Source organism: Melioribacter sp. Ez-97, from assembly GCF_051488665.1.
Taxonomy (GTDB): Bacteria; Bacteroidota; Ignavibacteria; order Ignavibacteriales; family Melioribacteraceae; genus Melioribacter.
On the sequence record NZ_JBPSEG010000005.1, the window covers coordinates 105,860 to 122,627 of the forward strand.

Consider the following 16,768-nt stretch of genomic DNA (forward strand, 5'->3'; position numbering starts at 1 on the left):
AGATTCCGACTGATTAACAAGACGAGAGGTGTTAATTTACAGCCTCTGCTTTCAGGCTGTATGCCCCGGTCAGTTCCGATATTTTTTCGGTAAACATAATCATGAATTTGAGTATATCTTCGGGATTATTAAAATTATTCGTTATTTCGAGTTTAAGCAGATCCTTTTGCTGAACGAAGCGCACTTTCTTGCCGAAGTTCGAGTTGATGTATTCGAGTATACTGACAAATTTATTTTTATAATAATCTTCCCTGCTCCCTTTGGGCAGAATTACAATTACTTTTTCCCTTTGGATTACAATCCTTTCCCACAAAGCAAACGAAGCGTAAAAACGGAGGCGCGCCACGTCGATCAAGTTTACCACGACTCGCGGCATTTTGCCGAAGCGGTCTTCCATTTCTTCAATAATTTCTTCTGATTCTTCGATTTTGACCATCGAAAACAAAGCCGTGTAAAAGCCAAGTCTGTCGGACTGATCGGGCATATAACCGGCGGGGATGCCGATTTCAAAGTATGTATCGATTGTAGGTTCGGAGCGTTCGACTTGTTTGGGCAGATCGCTGAATATTTCTTTGAACTCGCTTTCTTTCAGTTCTTCCACCGCTTCGTCGACCAGTTTAAGATAGAGGTCGAAACCGACAGAGTCGATAAATCCGCTTTGTTCAGTGCCCAGTAAATTTCCGGCTCCTCTAATCTCAAGGTCGCGCATCGATAAACTGAAGCCTTCTCCCAAATCGGTATACTCCTCGATTGCCTGCAGACGGCGGAACGCTTTTTTTGTAATAGTATTGACTGAAGGCACAAGGAAATAAGCGTATGCCTGCCTATCGCTACGTCCTACTCTGCCGCGCAGCTGATGCAGCTCCGCCAGTCCGAATCTGTCGGCGCGATTGACTATTATGGTATTTACACTCGGAATATCAATACCCGATTCGATAATTTTAGTCGAAATGAGCATGTCGTATTTTTTTTCGAGGAAGTCGTGAATCACTTTTTCGAGCTGTGCGGGTTTTAACTGTCCGTGAGCAATTCCGACTTTAATTTCCGGAATATGCTTCATGATATATGCGGCTATCTTTTCTATCGACTGCACTCTGTCGTGTATAAAATAAACCTGTCCGCCTCTTTTAATTTCGTTAAGAACCCACTCTCTTACTTTTTGAATGTCGAACGAATCAACTTTAGTAAAGATCGGCTGCCTGTTAGGCGGAGGAGTAGCAATAATCGAGAGGTCGCGCGCGCCGAGCAATGAAAGATTCAAAGTTCTCGGTATTGGCGTCGCCGTAAGCGTCAGCGTATCAACGTCGGCTCGCAAAGATCTTAATTTTTCTTTTGCCATTACTCCGAATCGGTGTTCTTCGTCGATTATTAAAAGCCCCAGATCCCAGAAGCGGATATCTTTCGACAACAACCGGTGCGTTCCTATTATAATGTCAACTTCGCCGCGAGCAAGTTTTTCGACAATCTCTTTTTGTTCTTTAGCCGACCGGAATCTCGACAGGACTTCAATTCTCACGGGGAACTGAGCGAGCCTGTCACGAAATGTGTTGTAATGTTGTTCTGCCAAAATCGTAGTGGGCACAAGCAGCGCTACCTGCTTATTGTCGTTTACGGCTTTGAAAGCCGCTCTTACTGCAATCTCGGTTTTACCGAATCCTACGTCCCCGCAAACGAGCCTGTCCATCGGAATTTCATTTTCCATATCGGTTTTAACTTCTTCGGTAACTCGCGCCTGATCTGGAGTGTCTTCGTACATAAAAGAAGCTTCAAGTTCCTTTTGCCAGATGGTATCGGGACTGAAAGCAAAACCTTTCGACATTTTTCTTTTGGCGTAAATAGTAATAAGCTGTCGGGCGGCTTCTTTGATTTTGTTTTTTACTTTTTTCTTTGTCGATTTCCACTCGCCGGAGCCGAGCGTCGAAAGATTCGGTTTGGCGTTGTCTCCCGAAGAATATTTTTTGACAAGCGACAGATAATTAAGATTAACGTAAACCACACCGCCCTCGGCATACAGAATCTTTATCGATTCCTGTTCCACATTGCCGATTTTGATCGTTTGTAAACCGGCATATTGACCGATTCCGAAATTTTCGTGCACCACATAGTCGCCTATTTTAAGGTTCGATAGGTCTCTGGCTTTCGATTTTTTCGACGCCCTTTTAACCTTTTTCTGAGCTTCGGAAAGCCGCGTTCTGTACGGTTTATTGAAAATCTGATAATCCGTCATCAGGAGAAACCGGTCTTCCTTCACTGCAAATCCCGATTTCACCGGCAATTCGATAATCTTGATTAATCCGCTTTCATAATATTTTTGAACTTTCTCGTCGTATTCCGTTAACAAATCATTAAGGCGTTTTTTCTGAAGTTCGTTTTCAACCGCAATCAATATTTCGAATTCCCGGGCGGCGTATTTATTCAGAGACGCAAAGAGGAGCTCGTAATTTGAATTGATATGCGGAGCCTCGCTCAAACCGAGGTCTATCCTTTCGTCGCGAATTCCGATGTGATCTTCCAGAATCCAAAAAGCGTTTTTTTCGAACAGCGATTCCATCCGGAATTCGAGTTTATTGTTTCCATCAACTTTTTTATTGGAGTAATTATCGATTTCGTTATCATAAAGTTCGTATCTCAATTCTTCGTCGAGTTCGTCCTTACTGCCGTCGTCGGCTGCAACCGTTTCGTTACTGCTGCCGAGATTACCAAGGTGGTAATCCGAGGCAAAAACGTAGGGCGATTCGAGATAGTCGAAAATATCAGAAGTCATTTCGCCTTCGGCGCATGACGAAGCGAGAGTAACGGAATCGACTTTGTGAGTGGAGCGCTGCGATTCGGGATCGAAGTACCGGATCGATTCGATAAAATCTCCGTCGAATTCAACGCGGCAGGGCAATTTTTCACTGTAGGACCAGAAATCGATTATCGATCCGCGCAGCGCATATTCGCCCGGCTGATCTACATATTTATCCTGGTCGTAATTGATCAGGTTGAGATATTCGATGAGTTGATCGTACGGGAGCTCTCCGCCTATTTCGACTTTTGTTGTGTTCTTTCCCAGTGTATCTCTGGAAGGAAGTTTCACCTTGAGCAGTTCATAAGTAGAAACGAGAATGAACGATTTGCGGTTCGAAATGTCGGTTAATTTTTCCTGAATGTCGTCGCCTTCTAAATCTTCGAGCGCAATCAAATCGTCCGACAAACCGAGCAAAGCAATCTCGACGCTCAACTCCTTCAGCTCGCGGGGCGATGCAGCCAATATCAATATCTGCATCCCTTTGCGATAAAAAGATCGAACAAAAAGACTCTTGAACGAACCTTCCAATGGCGATACGAAAACTTTCTTTTGCTTTCGTTCAAGCAACCCGGCAAGTTTACCGTACGGCGTTAATTTTTCTATAATTTGTTCACTCATAATGTAATTCATTTAAAACGGCGCACGCTTTCCTTCTTTCTCTGAAGGAAAGCGGTTTTACAAATATATTTTCAAATACGACTTTACTCAAACCAACAGTTCAAGGGCGTTCTTAATTCTTTTAATTCCTTCCGCTATCCTGTCCATCGAAGTAGAGAATGAAATTCTAATGCAATTTTGATTGCCGAATGCTATACCCGGAACAACCACAACGCGCGCTTCGTTCAAAAGAAAAAGGGAAAATTCGAATACGTCGTTAATAACTTTGTCTTTGAATTTTTTGCCGAGATAATAAGCTACGTTAGGGAATATATAAAAAGCTCCTTCGGGTTTGGATAAAACTATACCTTCGATCGAATTTAATTCTTCGAAAATAAAATCTCGTCTTTTTTCGAATTCCTTTCGCATAATCTCCACGGATTCCTGCGGACCTTTTAAAGCTTCCAGCGCGGCATACTGGGAAACAGTGGACGCGTTGGATGTGGAATGGCTTTGTACTTTTGCCATTGCTTTGATAATTTCCCGATCCGCAGCCGCATATCCTATACGCCACCCCGTCATCGAATAAGCTTTCGAGTGTCCGTTTACCAGAACCGTTCTTCTTTTGATATCTTCGCCGAGAGAGGCTACGCTTTGGAAGCGGAGACCGTCATAAATTATCTTCTCGTAAATTTCATCGGTCAAAATCAGATAATCGCCTTTCCGGAACGTTTCTTTCAAAGCGTTTAATTCGTTTTCATGAAACAAGCTCCCCGTAGGATTAGACGGATTACATAAAATCAACATTTTTGTATTCGGAGTTAGAGAGGATTCCAAAAGTTCGGGCGTTAATTTATAGCCCGCTTCGATTGAAGTATTTATAATAACGGGATTGCCTCCCGCCAGTTTGACCATTTCGGGATACGACACATAATATGGAGCCGGAATCAGTACGTCGTCGCCTTCGCCCACAAGCGCTTGGATGGCGTTATAAACGCACTGCTTAGCCCCGTTCGACACAATTATTTCATCGGTAGAATAAGAAAGTCCGTTATCCTTTTCGAGTTTCTCAGCAATTGCGCCGCGCAGTTCGGGAATTCCAGTATTTGCCGTATATTTGGTTAAATTCAGCTCGATGGCTTTTATTGCGGCGTTTTTGATATTATCGGGCGTCGGTAAATCGGGCTCGCCCACGCTGAAATCCACAACGTCTTCGCCTTGCCGGCGCAATTCGATAGCCCTTTGAGCAATCTGCATCGTAAGAGACGTTATGGCGCGATTTATTCTTTCGGGAAATTCGAAATTCATAATTTGATTATTGTTTTATTTTCAGTTGACAAAGATAATAAATTAACGTGTACCGAATTTATTCTTTCCATATAAAATCGAAAAGCAGATACGAAGCCGTTAACATAATAACGTCGTAGGATACCAGTACGAGTATCTCGGTCATCGAATCGGCAACGCTGTTTCCGTCCATTGCAAATTTCGTGAGCTCGAGGAGAATTAAAATGAGCGGCAGAAGAATCGGAAATGAAAGCACGGGATAGAGCGTCCCTTTGGAGGAAGCCTTGGATATAATAGCCGCGATTATAGTGGAAGAAACGGCAATTCCGACATTCCCCAGCAAGAACGCAATTAAGAAGAGCAGATAATTATTTATAATAAAAGATTCGAAGAGGACTGCAAAGAGAAAAGTAATTGCAAAGTTCATAAGAAATACAAGTATAAGGTTGAAAAGCAGTTTGCCAGAAAAAATAGTGGACGGCGCAGCTATCAAATGGAGAGTAAGAGTAGTGCCGCGCTCCTCTTCGGAAACGAACGCTCTGGAAAGACCCGACATCGCCGAGAAAAAAATAACCACCCACAACAATCCTCCGGTCAAATATTCGCTTATCTTTTCGCTCCCGATCGAAAACATTATTACGCTTATGGTAACAAGAATAAACATCGAAAGGGCATTTAAAGCATAACGCGTTCTTAGCTCCGATTCCCAGTCTTTTTTGAACAGATAATAAGCTTTCATATTAATTGCCGTTATTCTTAAAATTTTCCAGATTGATTATTTCGCCGCAGAGCGCAAGGTCGGATTCCTCGTTCGACGCTATTATAAAAAGTTTATCGCTTCGGTTTTTGTCGATAATTTCATAAACCTTTTCTTTTCCCGGAGTATCCAGATTAGACGTCGGCTCGTCGAGGATTACCATCCGCGGGTTGTGAATCAACGCAAAGATAAATTTCAGACGCTGTTTCATACCGGAAGAATAGCCTCTGATAACGTCGTCTTTCCTTTTATAAATATTCAACTCGTTTAAAAGATAGTCCGCATATTCTTCGTCGAATCCGACTCCCCTGATTTTTGAAAAATAGAGGAGGTTTTCACGCGCGGTAAATTCGTCGTAAAGAAACAAATAAGGCGAAACAAATCCGATGTAATTGTGAAGACGTTCGTAATTTATCTTTTTGTCTCCGTCAAGATGAATTACTTTTCCTTTTGTAGGAGAAATCAAATTGGCGATAATTTTAACAATCGTCGATTTTCCCGAACCGTTGGGACCGGCGACTCCGTAAATATTACCGGAATCGAAACGATGATTGACGCCGTTAAAAACAAGTCTTCTGCCGAAGTACTTTACAAGATTTTCAAGAATTACGCTGTAATTATTCATTAATCACCACGAATTTTCCTTTTTTAGTCTCGTCGTCCGCTTTAATAACATAAAAATAAATTCCGGATGAAAGCCTTTCGCCGCTTTTGTCAAGCGCGTCCCATTTAATCAGATTTTTATCGGAAACAAAAACCCGGAGTTCTCCTGAAAAAATTAAGTCCATGTCGATCGAAAAAACATACAGATCTGCCATGCCGCTCAAAGAACGGGGAGACGGCAGATAAATAAAATTATCCGTAGCATAATTGAACGGCTGCGGGAAAGGAAATTCTTCTCTGGTTATAACAGTTGTGGAATCGATCAATCTGTTATTCAACACCGAATTTTCGGTAATAAGAAATGAGGATTGGCAAACCAATTTGGAATAATAATTATCGGTAATCCATCTGTAGCCTCCGTCGTCGTGATCGGCAAGGAAATATTTAAGAGGTAATTCGGACGAAGGATTTTGCACTCCGTTTGTAACGTCGCTGTTCGAGAGAATTGCAGTGAGAGTGTCGACAAGCGAAACAAAAGAGATGTAATTTACAGAAGCGGGTCTGGTATTAATATCCACCGAAACGACCGGCTTGTCGAAATCGATATTCATCAGGGGTTTTATTACGGGATAGTTTTCCGCTTCTTCGAAATACTTGCCCGGTTTTGATCTGTATCCGGTAAAATAAATCCAGTTCGAAAACTCGGCAAATTCCGTCTTAAAGTCGGAACCGTATTCTTTAATGGCGTCGGCAATAGCATAAAGCGCGCGTTCTTCTTTCATTAACTCCCAGGTTCTTTTGAGTATTTCGAATCCGAACCTGTCTTTCAAAAAGATATTCCAGATTGCGAGATTGTAACCGCTGTTCTGAGAAAACGAACGGTTCGTATTTACAAAATACGAGTAGATGTAAGCGTAATAATCGTTGATGTCGTCGAATACAAACTCTTCCATTGCCGTTGAAGAAAGCTCGTGATAATACTGATCGGTCGACCTGTAGATATAATTTCCCACCTGGATTGCATGATGGAATTCGTGAGCTGCCGAAACCCTTGCGCCGTCGATACCCTGAGTGTAATAACGGTCGAAGTCGTTGTCGATAACAATATAACTTGTATAAGTTTCCGTCCCGATCAAATCTTCCGTTCGCGTTTCCCCGTAGAGACCGCCGCTCATGTTCTGAATGTAGACGTCGTACCTGTCGTCTCCTCCGCCGTAATCTTTGGGAGGCGGCGGATATCCCAGTATATTAACTTCGTAGTTATAGACAGAATCGAGAGCTTCTGACAAAAGATTCAAATCGTAAGCAGGTTTGTGCAGTCCCGATTTATTAAAATGGATTCTAAAAAAACCCGATTTAGTGACAAAACTCGTATCCGTCTGAGGTCTGCTCAAATATGACGACAAAATCTGACGCTGTTTTATGCTGAAGTTCGAATAGTTTTCTTTGATTTGATTATAGATGCCGGTTCCGCATTTTACGTAATCGCCCGGCGAGTAGACCGCTGATTTCAAACCGGACTCATAACGTCCTCTCGTATAAAGAAAATAATTGTAAAGCGAATCGAGATTTTGAGCATAGTAATCGATCGTAATAAATAACGCCAGCAGAAAGAACAATTTCTTCATCTAAGAATTCTCAATTTAATTATGTTTTTATCGGACCCGGGAGCATAAAGGATCAGGTCGCTATTATTTTTAAAAGGAATTGAAATATAATTATTAACTGTGTCAGAATCCAAAACGGTACCGGTTTCAACCGTTTTGAAATTATCCGTCAAAACTATTTTTCTCAAAATGTTTTTCACCGCGTCTACAAAAAATACTTCCAATCGATTTCCCTTCTTTTTGAATTGAAAAGCGCGCTCGACCGGTCTTGTATTTTTGAATTCGCGCGCCACAATCTTGTCGTTTGCAAGCAGGACAAATTTGGCATTGTCCCCTTCCGTCAGTATTGCCGCTGCAATCGATAAGTTTGATTCCGGGTCGTTATAAATCTCGAGGTAAATCTTTGTTAAATCCGAAAGATTGTACGCTCCTAAATAAACGCTGTCCGCCATAGCGGCAAATCTTTTAATATCTTTTTTTACTAAAAACAGACTGTCGTTTTTATTAATCAAGGAATAGACCGCCGGATATGTTTCATATTCAAGCGCCGCCGCCAGTACGTCGGCTCCAGCGCTGTCAGCGCCCGAACGCACGAATCTGAAATCCCTGTAGTCGTATGTTTCCAGAAGCAGGCTCGATTTATTTTGCGTGAGGGCATAAATTCTTTGTCTGTCTTCCAATCGATCGTTAAATAAGAGCAAGTCTTTAATTCTTCCTTTTGTGTAAAGAATTCTGCGGGTCGGTCGGAACGAGTCGAGTCGCAGTATCTCAATTAAAGATGTATTCGGATTGTACAAGTAGAAATCGATTTTATTTTTGCGTTTGACGCTTTTGACTATACTGTAACTGTTCTGAAGAGGATATCGATAAAGAGCATCCGGTATCAATGCTTTTGAAAGAGTCGTCAAAATCAGGTTGTTTGAATTTTTATCTATATAAAAAAATGCTTCCGGAATATTGTGTTCGCCTGGCACAAATCCCAGCGAAAGCGCCTCGGCTCCAAAGCTCGTTATATCGGCATTCGCAAATTTATTTATCTTTGATATTACGACTATTTTACCGTTTCTCAATAGAAGCGCGAGTTTACTCGATCCTTTTTCTTTATAAACGGCAAGATCAACCAGGTTTCTGTCTTTATATACCGGCAGCGGTTCATAAAATTCCGAACCGCCTTTGCCGTAGATCAGATACACTTCGCCTTCGGAATAACTTGCAGTTAAAAGATCTTCGATTCCGTCGCCGTTAAAATCCGACACATTCAAGATATCCGATTTAACCGGGAGCTCGATTTCAAACTTGTTAAGGAACGACGAAACTGTATCGCCGACAAAAACGCTTAATCGGTCGCCGTACGAAATCAGCAAGTCGGTAAATCCGTCGGAATTAATGTCCGAAACAATCAGGTCTTCCGGGTAGTCGGAGAGTTCAATTTTTCTCGACTCGGAAAAAGATAATTCCTGATTGTTATAAAAAAACACAAGCCGGTTAGCAAAAATATCGTAGGCAACTAAATCGTTATAACCGTCGTAGTCAAAGTCCGCATTTGCAATCAAAGGGAAAACTCTTTCGTCGGTAATTTGTGAAAACGCATAATTGTTTTTTTCGGCATTAACCAAAGTCAAGCCTTCGAATGCATAACCGCTAACAATTATTTCTTTGAATCCGTCGTTGTCGAGGTCGACACAAGTAATTCGAGAGGGTATATCGTCAAACTTTTTAATTTTCTTTCTCGATATTATTCCGTTTTTCGAGACTGTAATAAAACCAATATTCCTGTTTTTTCTGGAAAGCCAGCAAAAGACATTAGAATTTTTAGTTGAGCCGTGGAATTCGAGATCGTTAATCGTCTGCCCGACATTGAACATGCGGTGTTTATTACCCGAAACAACCGCCATCAAATTTTTATTATTCTTCAACAGGACGAACTCATACGAACCGTCGCTGTCGAGATCGGCGGGTATAATCTTGTCAGGAAAAATTTCAGCGTTCTCCCTGAAGCCGTCAAAGAGAACCTCTGTTTTACAAAAACCGTTAATTGGGATTTGAGCGGATAACGAAGATGCAAAAAAAAGGAGAACCAGAAAAATATTAAGCGGTATTGAGTCTTTGCTTGCGCCTTTGAAGAGCTTCTTCGTAGCGTTTTTGTTCATCTGGTGTTTCCGGTTGTATTTCATTGGTTTCGACGGGTTTGCCATTTTCATCCACGCTCACAAAAGTTAAGAAAGCCGAATTAGTATGAATTTTTTTTCTTTCCACAAAAGATTCCGCATAAACTTCGACGCCGACTTCCATTGATGTTTTAAATGCTCTGTTGACAGAGGCAACCAAAGTTACCACTTCGCCTATTTTAATCGGGTGATGAAAATCAATTCTGTCGACAGAAGCCGTAACGCAAACTCTGTTTGAATGCTTTGCCGCCGAAAGAGCCGCGCAGATATCAATCCAGTGCATCAGTTGTCCGCCGAGCAAATACCCCAATTGATTTGCATGGTTCGGCAGAACCAATTCGGTCATCGTAACTGTAGAATCTTTAACTTTCTTAATTTGCCTTTGCCGTGAGTCCATTTAATTCCGTTTGTAATTTTTCGATTTCGCCCGCTCTTTCGTCGTCGGGATACCTTGCCAAAAATACGGCAATATCGTTTAGAGCGTCGTTAGTCATACCGCGTCTTACTTCGATTTGAATTTTACGGTATAAAGCCATCGGAGCGTACCGGGTGTCGTGATAAGTTTCGACTACAAAATCGTAATATTTCATCGCTGCTTTTTCGTATTCCATCTTTTCGTAAATAATACCGCTTTCATATTCCTTTCTGGCAAGCTTGTCGTTCAATTCCACAATTTTTCTTTCGGCTTCTTCCACTTTCGGATTAGCCGGAAAGATATCTATGAAAGCCTGAAATTCTTCGATAGCTTTTTTGGTATACGATTGGTCTAACTGAAACGGCGGCGAAAGGTTATAGTAAGAATCCGCCAGCATGAATTGCGCGTCGGGCACATGAGGGCTTGTGGCGTAATTTTGAATCAGCTTGCTGAATTCGTACGCCGCCAGAAGAAACTGTTCTCTTTTATAATAAGTCATAGCCAGATAATATTGAGCGTCGTCGCTTACGGTGCTTCCGGGAAACTGAAGCAATATGCTGTTAAATTCCAGAATCGCCTGTTCGTAGTCGCCGTCTTCATACAATTTCATTGCATAAGAAAAATATTCCTCTGCGTTAAATTTAGAGGTGTCTACCATCCCAGAACACGCCGTTACTATCAGGGCTATCGCTAATAATCTCTTATAAGGCATAAAATGAATTTCCGTTTTTGTATAACAAAAATATATAAAGATTGCCACTTAAAGAAATTTAATTGCTTCTGACGGTAAAGAGCAAAATTACCGAAGTAATTAAAGTGGCTACGATTAATACAGGCTGAAGGATATCTTTTAATTTTGTTTTATCCGGCAGCTCGCCCTGTTCGACGGGCAATTTCATCAAGTCGTTAACGGCATAATCATCGTACAGAACCGTGTCTTTTACCGAGCCGGAGAATAGCGCGTTTCCGAAACCGGATTCTTCGGGATAAATCAACATGCCGCTGATATACAAGCTGCGTTCGAGAAAATCGTCAGTAAAAAATCCCCGTTCGATTAACGAATACGACGTAGAGGCGTCGTTAATTACAAGAATAATTTTTTTCCCTCCGCCGTTTTCATACTCGAAACTATTCCGGAAATAATCAAGAAGATACGGTCTGAGACCTTCCAGCTTACGGGGCAAAGATATAATCAAGTTATAATCCTTGTTTGCAGAAAAAAGCGAAGCATGTTCCTTCAAAGCGTTGTCAAGTAATTCGTCAATTATTTTATTCTGCGAAAAGCTGTAATCGTAAGCTCCCGCAAACAAAAAGAGAATCAATATTTTTTTCCACAAGTTTGCCATTATCTTCTGCCGTCGGCAATCTCTTTCAGTCTTTTAATTCTCTCTTCGATAGGGGGATGCGTCGAGAATAATTTAGCGAACGATTTACCCGTAAGCGGGCTTACGATAAACATATGCGCAGTCGATTCCTTAGCCGTTCTCATGGGAATAACCTCATTTGCTCTTGAGAGTTTATCCAGAGCCGAAGCGAGTCCCATAGGATTACCCGAAACCAAAGCGCCTCCTTCGTCTGCCATAAATTCGCGCGAGCGCGATATTGCCAATTGAATGAGCATTGCAGCAATCGGAGCAATTATAATAAGAGCCAGCTCGTAGAAAATGTTGCCGTCTCTGTCGTCGCTTCTGCTTCCTCCGAACATTGCAGCCCAGCCCGCCATTCTTGCAATCAATGTAATCGTTCCGACCAACGTAGCTGCAATTGTGCCGACGAGAATGTCCCTGTTTTTAATATGCGTCAATTCGTGAGCAATTACGCCTTCCAATTCGTCTTCCGAAAGTATATTCATAATTCCGGTAGTAACGGCAACCGCGCTGTGTTCGGGATTCCTTCCCGTGGCAAACGCGTTAGGAGTTTGAGAATCGATTACGTATACTTTGGGCATAGGTAAATTTGCTTTCGACGCCAGATTTTCGACTATTCTGTAAAGAACCGGATATTCGGCGCGCGTAACCTCCTTGGCTCGGTACATCGACAATACAATCTTATCGGAGAACCAATACGAGCCGAAATTAAGAAGCAGCGAGAAGACAAAAGCGATAGTCATTCCGGTTTGTCCGCCCAAGAGATTTCCGACCAATAAAAAGAGCGCCATCATGACCGCCATTAAAGCCGCAGTTTTAAATCCGTTCATATATTACCTTCCAATTTGTTTTTGAATCTAACATTTTCAAAACGCTCAATGTTCCCCGGTGAGTTTTTAATAGCTTGCCTTTCTATTATAATATCGTTAAAATCGCTAAACAAAAAAATGACGCTATGAAAAATACGATTTTATTGGGAATATTACTTTTTAGTTTTTCGACTGCCTTTCCGCAAACATACAAATTTTTGAATCTCGATACGAGTCCGCGAGCTGCGGCTTTGGCGGGTGGATTCGTATCTGCAAACGACGATCCTAACGTGATTTTCTATAATCCGGCGGGAATAAACTTACTCGAAGGAATTCCGGTGTCATTTTCATTTGTAAACCACCTGATGGATATCAATTCGGCTTCTTTATCGGCGGTTAAAGAATATGACTTCGGGAAACTTGGCGCCGCGGTAAAATACGTTAGCTACGGCGACTTCACGAGAGCTACTTCAACGGGCGAAAAAACTGGCAATTTCGGAGCCTCCGACATCGCTTTCATTTTAGGCTACGGTAATAAACTCGACGAAAATTTTTATTACGGTATTAACACGAAATTTATCTATTCCAGCATCGACGAATACAGTTCTTCGGCGTTAGCAGTCGATCTGGGTTTGCATTACGAATTTTCCGAATCGATGTGGAATATCGGATTTTCCGTTCTTAATATTGGCAGCCAATTGTCGACTTATGCGGAAATAGACGAGGATTTGCCGCTCGACGTACGCGTCGGAGTTTCCAAACAACTAAAAAACGTACCGTTCCGTTTCTATTTTTCTTTGAACAAATTAAATGAGAATCAGGAGAGTATAGCCGACAGGCTTCGCAATTTTACATTGGGAGCGGAAATCAAATTAGGTCCCAGTTTCATATTACGTTTCGGATACGACAGCGAAAAGAGGAAAGAGCTGAAGATCGGATCAAGCGCCGGGCTGGCGGGTTTTAATCTCGGTTTCGGATTTAACGTTAAGAATTTCACGCTCGACTACGGATTTTCGTCGATGGGATTTATCGGTTCGATTCACAGATTCGGAATTTCGACCAATCTCGAATAATTACTTGCCGTAAGGCTTTTTCAAATATTGCTCGGCAAGTTTATGCGAATTGCTCCTTTCCCTCATCGTCAGCGCTTCACGATAATATTTTATTGCCTGCTGTCTGTCGCCTTTTAAGTCGTACAACATTCCCAAATAGAGCACGGTATTTATCAGAAAACCGGACTCTTCGTCTTTGTCGAGTTTGCGGGATAAGTTTTCGGAAATCTTAAAAAAGTAGATCGCAGAGTCGATATTGTTTGTATTCTTATAATTCAGTCCAACATAATAACTCGCTTCTCTCTTATAATAATCGTTGTACCCCTGCATACCTCTGACGCATTTCGAATAGATATCCCGGAATATTTCAGAGGCTTTATCGTACCTGTTTTCTTTAACAAAAGTTAATCCGTAATATTTCTGGAAGTTGGGATTATTCGGATAATCAGCCAAAAGAATCGAAGCCCACTTTCGGGTTTCGTCCATATTTTCCTCGAACTGAAAATTCAAGGTCATAAGAAAATATCTCGATTCGATACGTGCATATCTGCCTTTGAGCGCGACGTATTCGAGTTCGCTCAAGCCTTTTTCGCGGTCGCCGTTAGGAAAAAAGATCATAAAAGGTTTTACTGCGGGAAATTTTTCAGGAATAACTTCCGCATAATAATGATAGATGCCAAACCCGAATTGAACGTCGGGATTCTGCGGGTCGGCTTTATAAAATCGGTACAGCAGTTCGAGCCCTTCTTTGCCGTCGAACGCAGCTTTCAGCCATTTTTCTCGGATCCCCAACAATCTGCCTCTGAATCCGACCGCTCCGCCTTTGAAGAAAAGCGCGTCTCTATTGTTCTTGTTTTTATCCAGAATTCTATCGCAAATGTCAATAACTTCTTCCAGCTGTTCTATAAACTCGTCGTCCAAACTTTCGTCTTCGAGTTTAAGGAGAATACGCCACCAGGTAATCATCGCTTTAAAAAATTTTCCGGAAGGATGGGTGGGATATTCTTTAATAACGATATCGAATGTATTTTCGGCTTTTTCGAATTGAATCCCGTAAATCTGATCGATGCCCGCCTTTACGAGCGAGTCGTGTCGTGCCCAATCGTAATCCTGCGCGTCTACGTGCGATATTAATACTGTCAAGAATACAATCAGGTAAAAGAAATATTTCATGGCGCCTCTCTCAAACAAGCCCCGTGTCGATTATCCTGTTGATTTCTTCAATCTTCCTCTTAAAATAGTCGGCTTTTTCCGGATTGGATTTAGCAAGGTATTTGTAGACGGTTATGGCTTCTTTATAATTCCGCTGCGCCTCGTAAATTTTAGCCATTGTTTCCGTCACAATTCTTGTTTTCGGAATTTCCGGAGCGGCGATTATCGTGTCGTCGCCCGCATCGGGATTGTATTTGATGCGAGCTTTGCTCAATTCCTCCGCCAATTCTTCAAGTTTGTCTTCAATGGAATTCTTGCCTCCGTTTTCGACGGTCCGAAATTCGCGTACTTTCAGTTCATCGAGCGATTTGATTTCACTCTCTATCTTTTCTACTGTCTCGAGATAATATTGTCCGGAAGATGCGTTTTCATATAAAGAGGAAGCCGTATGAATATCCTCTTTGGCTTCATTAATTTTGCCCGCATAAGCATAAGCAATGGCTCTTATGTAATAGGCAGTCGGATAATCCTTATATTGTTCCAATCCCTTATTCAGAATTTCAATTGCTTCGTGCGGCTTCCCTTCGTCGAGCAATATTTTGCCAACGCGCGCAAATAGAGGCGAGCCGGGATTGAATTCGTAAATCAGTTTGATTTTATCTTCTGTAATTTTTCCGTTCAATTATAACCCGTCGTTTAACTGACGTTTCTTTATATAAGCCTGTCTCAGGGACATCAGAGACACGCCCGCAAAACCGGTAAAGAACATCAACTGAAACGGCAATGCGGCAATTTCCATAAAATAAATTGACGCAACGACTCCGATTAAACAATAAACCGCTAAAATCAACTCGACGTAAGTCGACGCCTGCACTCGGGTCGATTTGAAATACTTGTTTTTAATCGGATTGTCGTTTTTAGTAACCACTTTGAATTTCGGCGTTCTCACAAATTCGCTCTTACGATTCAGCAATCCTTCCATTACCGCGCGGGTGTTGTTCAAAGCCAGTCCCATACTTCCCGCCATGAAAAGCGGGAACAATACAATCCTTTTGCGCCAGTCGGGATAAACGTCTTTTTGAGCAAACATGTAAAAGAGAAACGAACCGATAAACGCAATGACAAAGATTGCCATTATGTTAAAAAAGCTCCAGTAAGGTCCGGCGTTCTTAATAAAAATCAGCGGAACGTTCAAAATACCTGCAAGCAAAATAAAAGGAAACACAATATTGTTTGTAAGATGAAAAGTAGAATGGAGTTTAAGTCTCAATGGAATGTCGGATTTCCAGACGAGCGGCAGAATTTTTTTAGCCGTTTCAACCGCGCCTTTTGTCCATCTGAACTGTTGAGCTTTGAACGCGTTCATTTCGGCGGGCAATTCAGCCGGAGTCGTAAAATCCCTCAGATAGATAAACTTCCATCCTTTTAATTGAGCTCTGTAACTGAGGTCGAGGTCTTCGGTCAACGTATCTCCTTCCCAGTTGCCGGCGTCTTCGATACAATCTTTGCGCCAGACCCCGCCAGTACCGTTAAAATTGATAAAGAATCCGGCTTTGTTTCGAACCGTTTGCTCTATCACAAAATGTCCGTCGAGAGCCAATGCCTGAATACGCGTAAGAAGCGAATAGTCCTCGTTGAGATGTTCCCATCTGGTTTGCACCATTCCTACTTTATCATCATAAAAATAGCGCAGAGTGTTTTTTAGAAAATCTTTTTTGGGAATAAAGTCGGCGTCGAAAATAGCGACATACTTGCCCTTGGCTGTTTTCAAACCTTCTTTCAGAGCGCCTGCTTTATAACCTTCGCGCGATTCCCTTCTGATATGCTTTATGTCGAATCCCTCTTTTTGTTTTTCTTCAACAAGTTTTGCAACCACGTCTACAGTTTCGTCGGTCGAATCGTCGAGCACCTGAATTTCGAGCTTGTCTTTCGGATAATCCATAGCGCAAACTGCGTTTATCAGTCTGTCGATAACGTACATCTCGTTGTAAATTGGCAGTTGAACCGTAACGGTTTCCAGAGGCGGCTCGTCTTTAGCCTGATGCATTTTCCTTTTGTACTTTTCGTGATAATAAATCATAATAAAACCGTAGCTGCCGAAAAAAAGGAGTATCGACAACGAAAAGATATAAGCGTATAAAATAATTTCATCGAGTATCATAT

At 41.9% G+C, this 16,768-nt stretch carries 14 protein-coding genes; 1 reads left to right on the forward strand and 13 read right to left on the reverse strand.

Translation table 11 applies throughout. The annotated features are described in order from the left end of the window. Positions 1-31 precede the first annotated feature (31 nt). From mfd to htpX, 10 genes are all read right to left on the reverse strand, one after another. On the reverse strand, positions 32-3,409 hold the full coding sequence (gene mfd, locus ACSSWA_RS07900; RefSeq protein ID WP_437356022.1) for a transcription-repair coupling factor: 3,378 nt from the start codon (positions 3,407-3,409) through the stop codon (positions 32-34). 87 nt (positions 3,410-3,496) lie between these two features. Continuing rightward, complete coding sequence (locus ACSSWA_RS07905) at positions 3,497-4,696, reverse strand: pyridoxal phosphate-dependent aminotransferase (RefSeq protein ID WP_437356023.1); 1,200 nt, start codon at positions 4,694-4,696, stop codon at positions 3,497-3,499. A gap of 58 nt (positions 4,697-4,754) precedes the next feature. Then, positions 4,755-5,414, reverse strand: a complete 660-nt coding sequence (locus ACSSWA_RS07910) for a heme exporter protein CcmB (RefSeq protein ID WP_437356024.1) — start codon at positions 5,412-5,414, stop codon at positions 4,755-4,757. A 1-nt stretch (position 5,415) separates the two neighbouring features. Beyond that, on the reverse strand, positions 5,416-6,057 hold the full coding sequence (locus tag ACSSWA_RS07915; RefSeq protein ID WP_437356025.1) for an ABC transporter ATP-binding protein: 642 nt from the start codon (positions 6,055-6,057) through the stop codon (positions 5,416-5,418). Next, the gene (locus tag ACSSWA_RS07920; protein ID WP_437356026.1) at positions 6,050-7,663 is read right to left on the reverse strand and encodes an MXAN_6640 family putative metalloprotease; all 1,614 of its coding nucleotides are present in this window, start codon (positions 7,661-7,663) and stop codon (positions 6,050-6,052) included. Before ACSSWA_RS07920 ends, ACSSWA_RS07915 begins: the two co-directional genes overlap by 8 nt. Then, positions 7,660-9,792 (reverse strand): FG-GAP repeat domain-containing protein, encoded by a 2,133-nt coding sequence (locus ACSSWA_RS07925; protein WP_437356027.1) that lies wholly within the window; start codon positions 9,790-9,792, stop codon positions 7,660-7,662. The genes ACSSWA_RS07920 and ACSSWA_RS07925 overlap by 4 nt, the downstream gene beginning before the upstream one ends. Beyond that, a complete protein-coding gene (locus tag ACSSWA_RS07930) occupies positions 9,731-10,207 on the reverse strand; it encodes an acyl-CoA thioesterase (protein ID WP_437356028.1) in 477 nt (158 codons plus the stop codon). The genes ACSSWA_RS07925 and ACSSWA_RS07930 overlap by 62 nt, the downstream gene beginning before the upstream one ends. Continuing rightward, positions 10,182-10,937: an outer membrane protein assembly factor BamD gene (locus ACSSWA_RS07935; protein ID WP_437356029.1), complete on the reverse strand. Its 756-nt coding sequence runs from the start codon at positions 10,935-10,937 to the stop codon at positions 10,182-10,184. The genes ACSSWA_RS07930 and ACSSWA_RS07935 overlap by 26 nt, the downstream gene beginning before the upstream one ends. Positions 10,938-10,995: 58 nt before the next feature. Continuing rightward, positions 10,996-11,571 (reverse strand): hypothetical protein, encoded by a 576-nt coding sequence (locus tag ACSSWA_RS07940; RefSeq protein WP_437356030.1) that lies wholly within the window; start codon positions 11,569-11,571, stop codon positions 10,996-10,998. Further along, positions 11,571-12,422 (reverse strand): zinc metalloprotease HtpX, encoded by an 852-nt coding sequence (gene htpX, locus ACSSWA_RS07945; protein ID WP_437356031.1) that lies wholly within the window; start codon positions 12,420-12,422, stop codon positions 11,571-11,573. The genes ACSSWA_RS07940 and htpX overlap by 1 nt, the downstream gene beginning before the upstream one ends. Positions 12,423-12,547: 125 nt before the next feature. Here htpX and porQ point away from each other — a divergent pair, with 125 nt between their 5' ends. Next, entirely contained in the window at positions 12,548-13,474 is a 927-nt protein-coding gene (gene porQ, locus ACSSWA_RS07950; RefSeq protein WP_437356032.1) for a type IX secretion system protein PorQ, read from the forward strand. Here the strand turns inward: porQ and ACSSWA_RS07955 are convergent, their stop codons facing one another. Genes ACSSWA_RS07955 through ACSSWA_RS07965 form a run of 3 tightly spaced genes read right to left on the reverse strand, consistent with a single transcriptional unit; the run spans position 13,475 to position 16,766 of the window. Beyond that, positions 13,475-14,626 carry a tetratricopeptide repeat protein gene (locus ACSSWA_RS07955; RefSeq protein ID WP_437356033.1) on the reverse strand — a complete coding sequence of 384 codons (1,152 nt, stop codon included), beginning with the start codon at positions 14,624-14,626 and terminating at the stop codon, positions 13,475-13,477. It lies immediately after the preceding gene. A 10-nt stretch (positions 14,627-14,636) separates the two neighbouring features. Continuing rightward, on the reverse strand, positions 14,637-15,287 hold the full coding sequence (locus ACSSWA_RS07960) for a tetratricopeptide repeat protein (RefSeq protein WP_437356034.1): 651 nt from the start codon (positions 15,285-15,287) through the stop codon (positions 14,637-14,639). Further along, positions 15,288-16,766: a cellulose synthase family protein gene (locus tag ACSSWA_RS07965; RefSeq protein ID WP_437356035.1), complete on the reverse strand. Its 1,479-nt coding sequence runs from the start codon at positions 16,764-16,766 to the stop codon at positions 15,288-15,290. It lies immediately after the preceding gene. Positions 16,767-16,768: the final 2 nt, after the last annotated feature.

Bases quoted from the DNA above. Each gene is read 5' to 3' on its own strand.
- porQ (WP_437356032.1), top strand. From the start codon at position 12,548: ATGAAAAATACGATTTTATTGGGAATATTACTTTTTAGTTTTTCGACT.
- ACSSWA_RS07955 (WP_437356033.1), bottom strand. From the start codon at position 14,626: ATGAAATATTTCTTTTACCTGATTGTATTCTTGACAGTATTAATATCG.
- ACSSWA_RS07940 (WP_437356030.1), bottom strand. From the start codon at position 11,571: ATGGCAAACTTGTGGAAAAAAATATTGATTCTCTTTTTGTTTGCGGGA.
- ACSSWA_RS07910 (WP_437356024.1), bottom strand. From the start codon at position 5,414: ATGAAAGCTTATTATCTGTTCAAAAAAGACTGGGAATCGGAGCTAAGA.
- ACSSWA_RS07905 (WP_437356023.1), bottom strand. From the start codon at position 4,696: ATGAATTTCGAATTTCCCGAAAGAATAAATCGCGCCATAACGTCTCTT.
- ACSSWA_RS07930 (WP_437356028.1), bottom strand. From the start codon at position 10,207: ATGGACTCACGGCAAAGGCAAATTAAGAAAGTTAAAGATTCTACAGTT.
- ACSSWA_RS07915 (WP_437356025.1), bottom strand. From the start codon at position 6,057: ATGAATAATTACAGCGTAATTCTTGAAAATCTTGTAAAGTACTTCGGC.
- mfd (WP_437356022.1), bottom strand. From the start codon at position 3,409: ATGAGTGAACAAATTATAGAAAAATTAACGCCGTACGGTAAACTTGCC.
- ACSSWA_RS07965 (WP_437356035.1), bottom strand. From the start codon at position 16,766: ATGATACTCGATGAAATTATTTTATACGCTTATATCTTTTCGTTGTCG.
- htpX (WP_437356031.1), bottom strand. From the start codon at position 12,422: ATGAACGGATTTAAAACTGCGGCTTTAATGGCGGTCATGATGGCGCTC.
- ACSSWA_RS07925 (WP_437356027.1), bottom strand. From the start codon at position 9,792: ATGAACAAAAACGCTACGAAGAAGCTCTTCAAAGGCGCAAGCAAAGAC.
- ACSSWA_RS07935 (WP_437356029.1), bottom strand. From the start codon at position 10,937: ATGCCTTATAAGAGATTATTAGCGATAGCCCTGATAGTAACGGCGTGT.
- ACSSWA_RS07920 (WP_437356026.1), bottom strand. From the start codon at position 7,663: ATGAAGAAATTGTTCTTTCTGCTGGCGTTATTTATTACGATCGATTAC.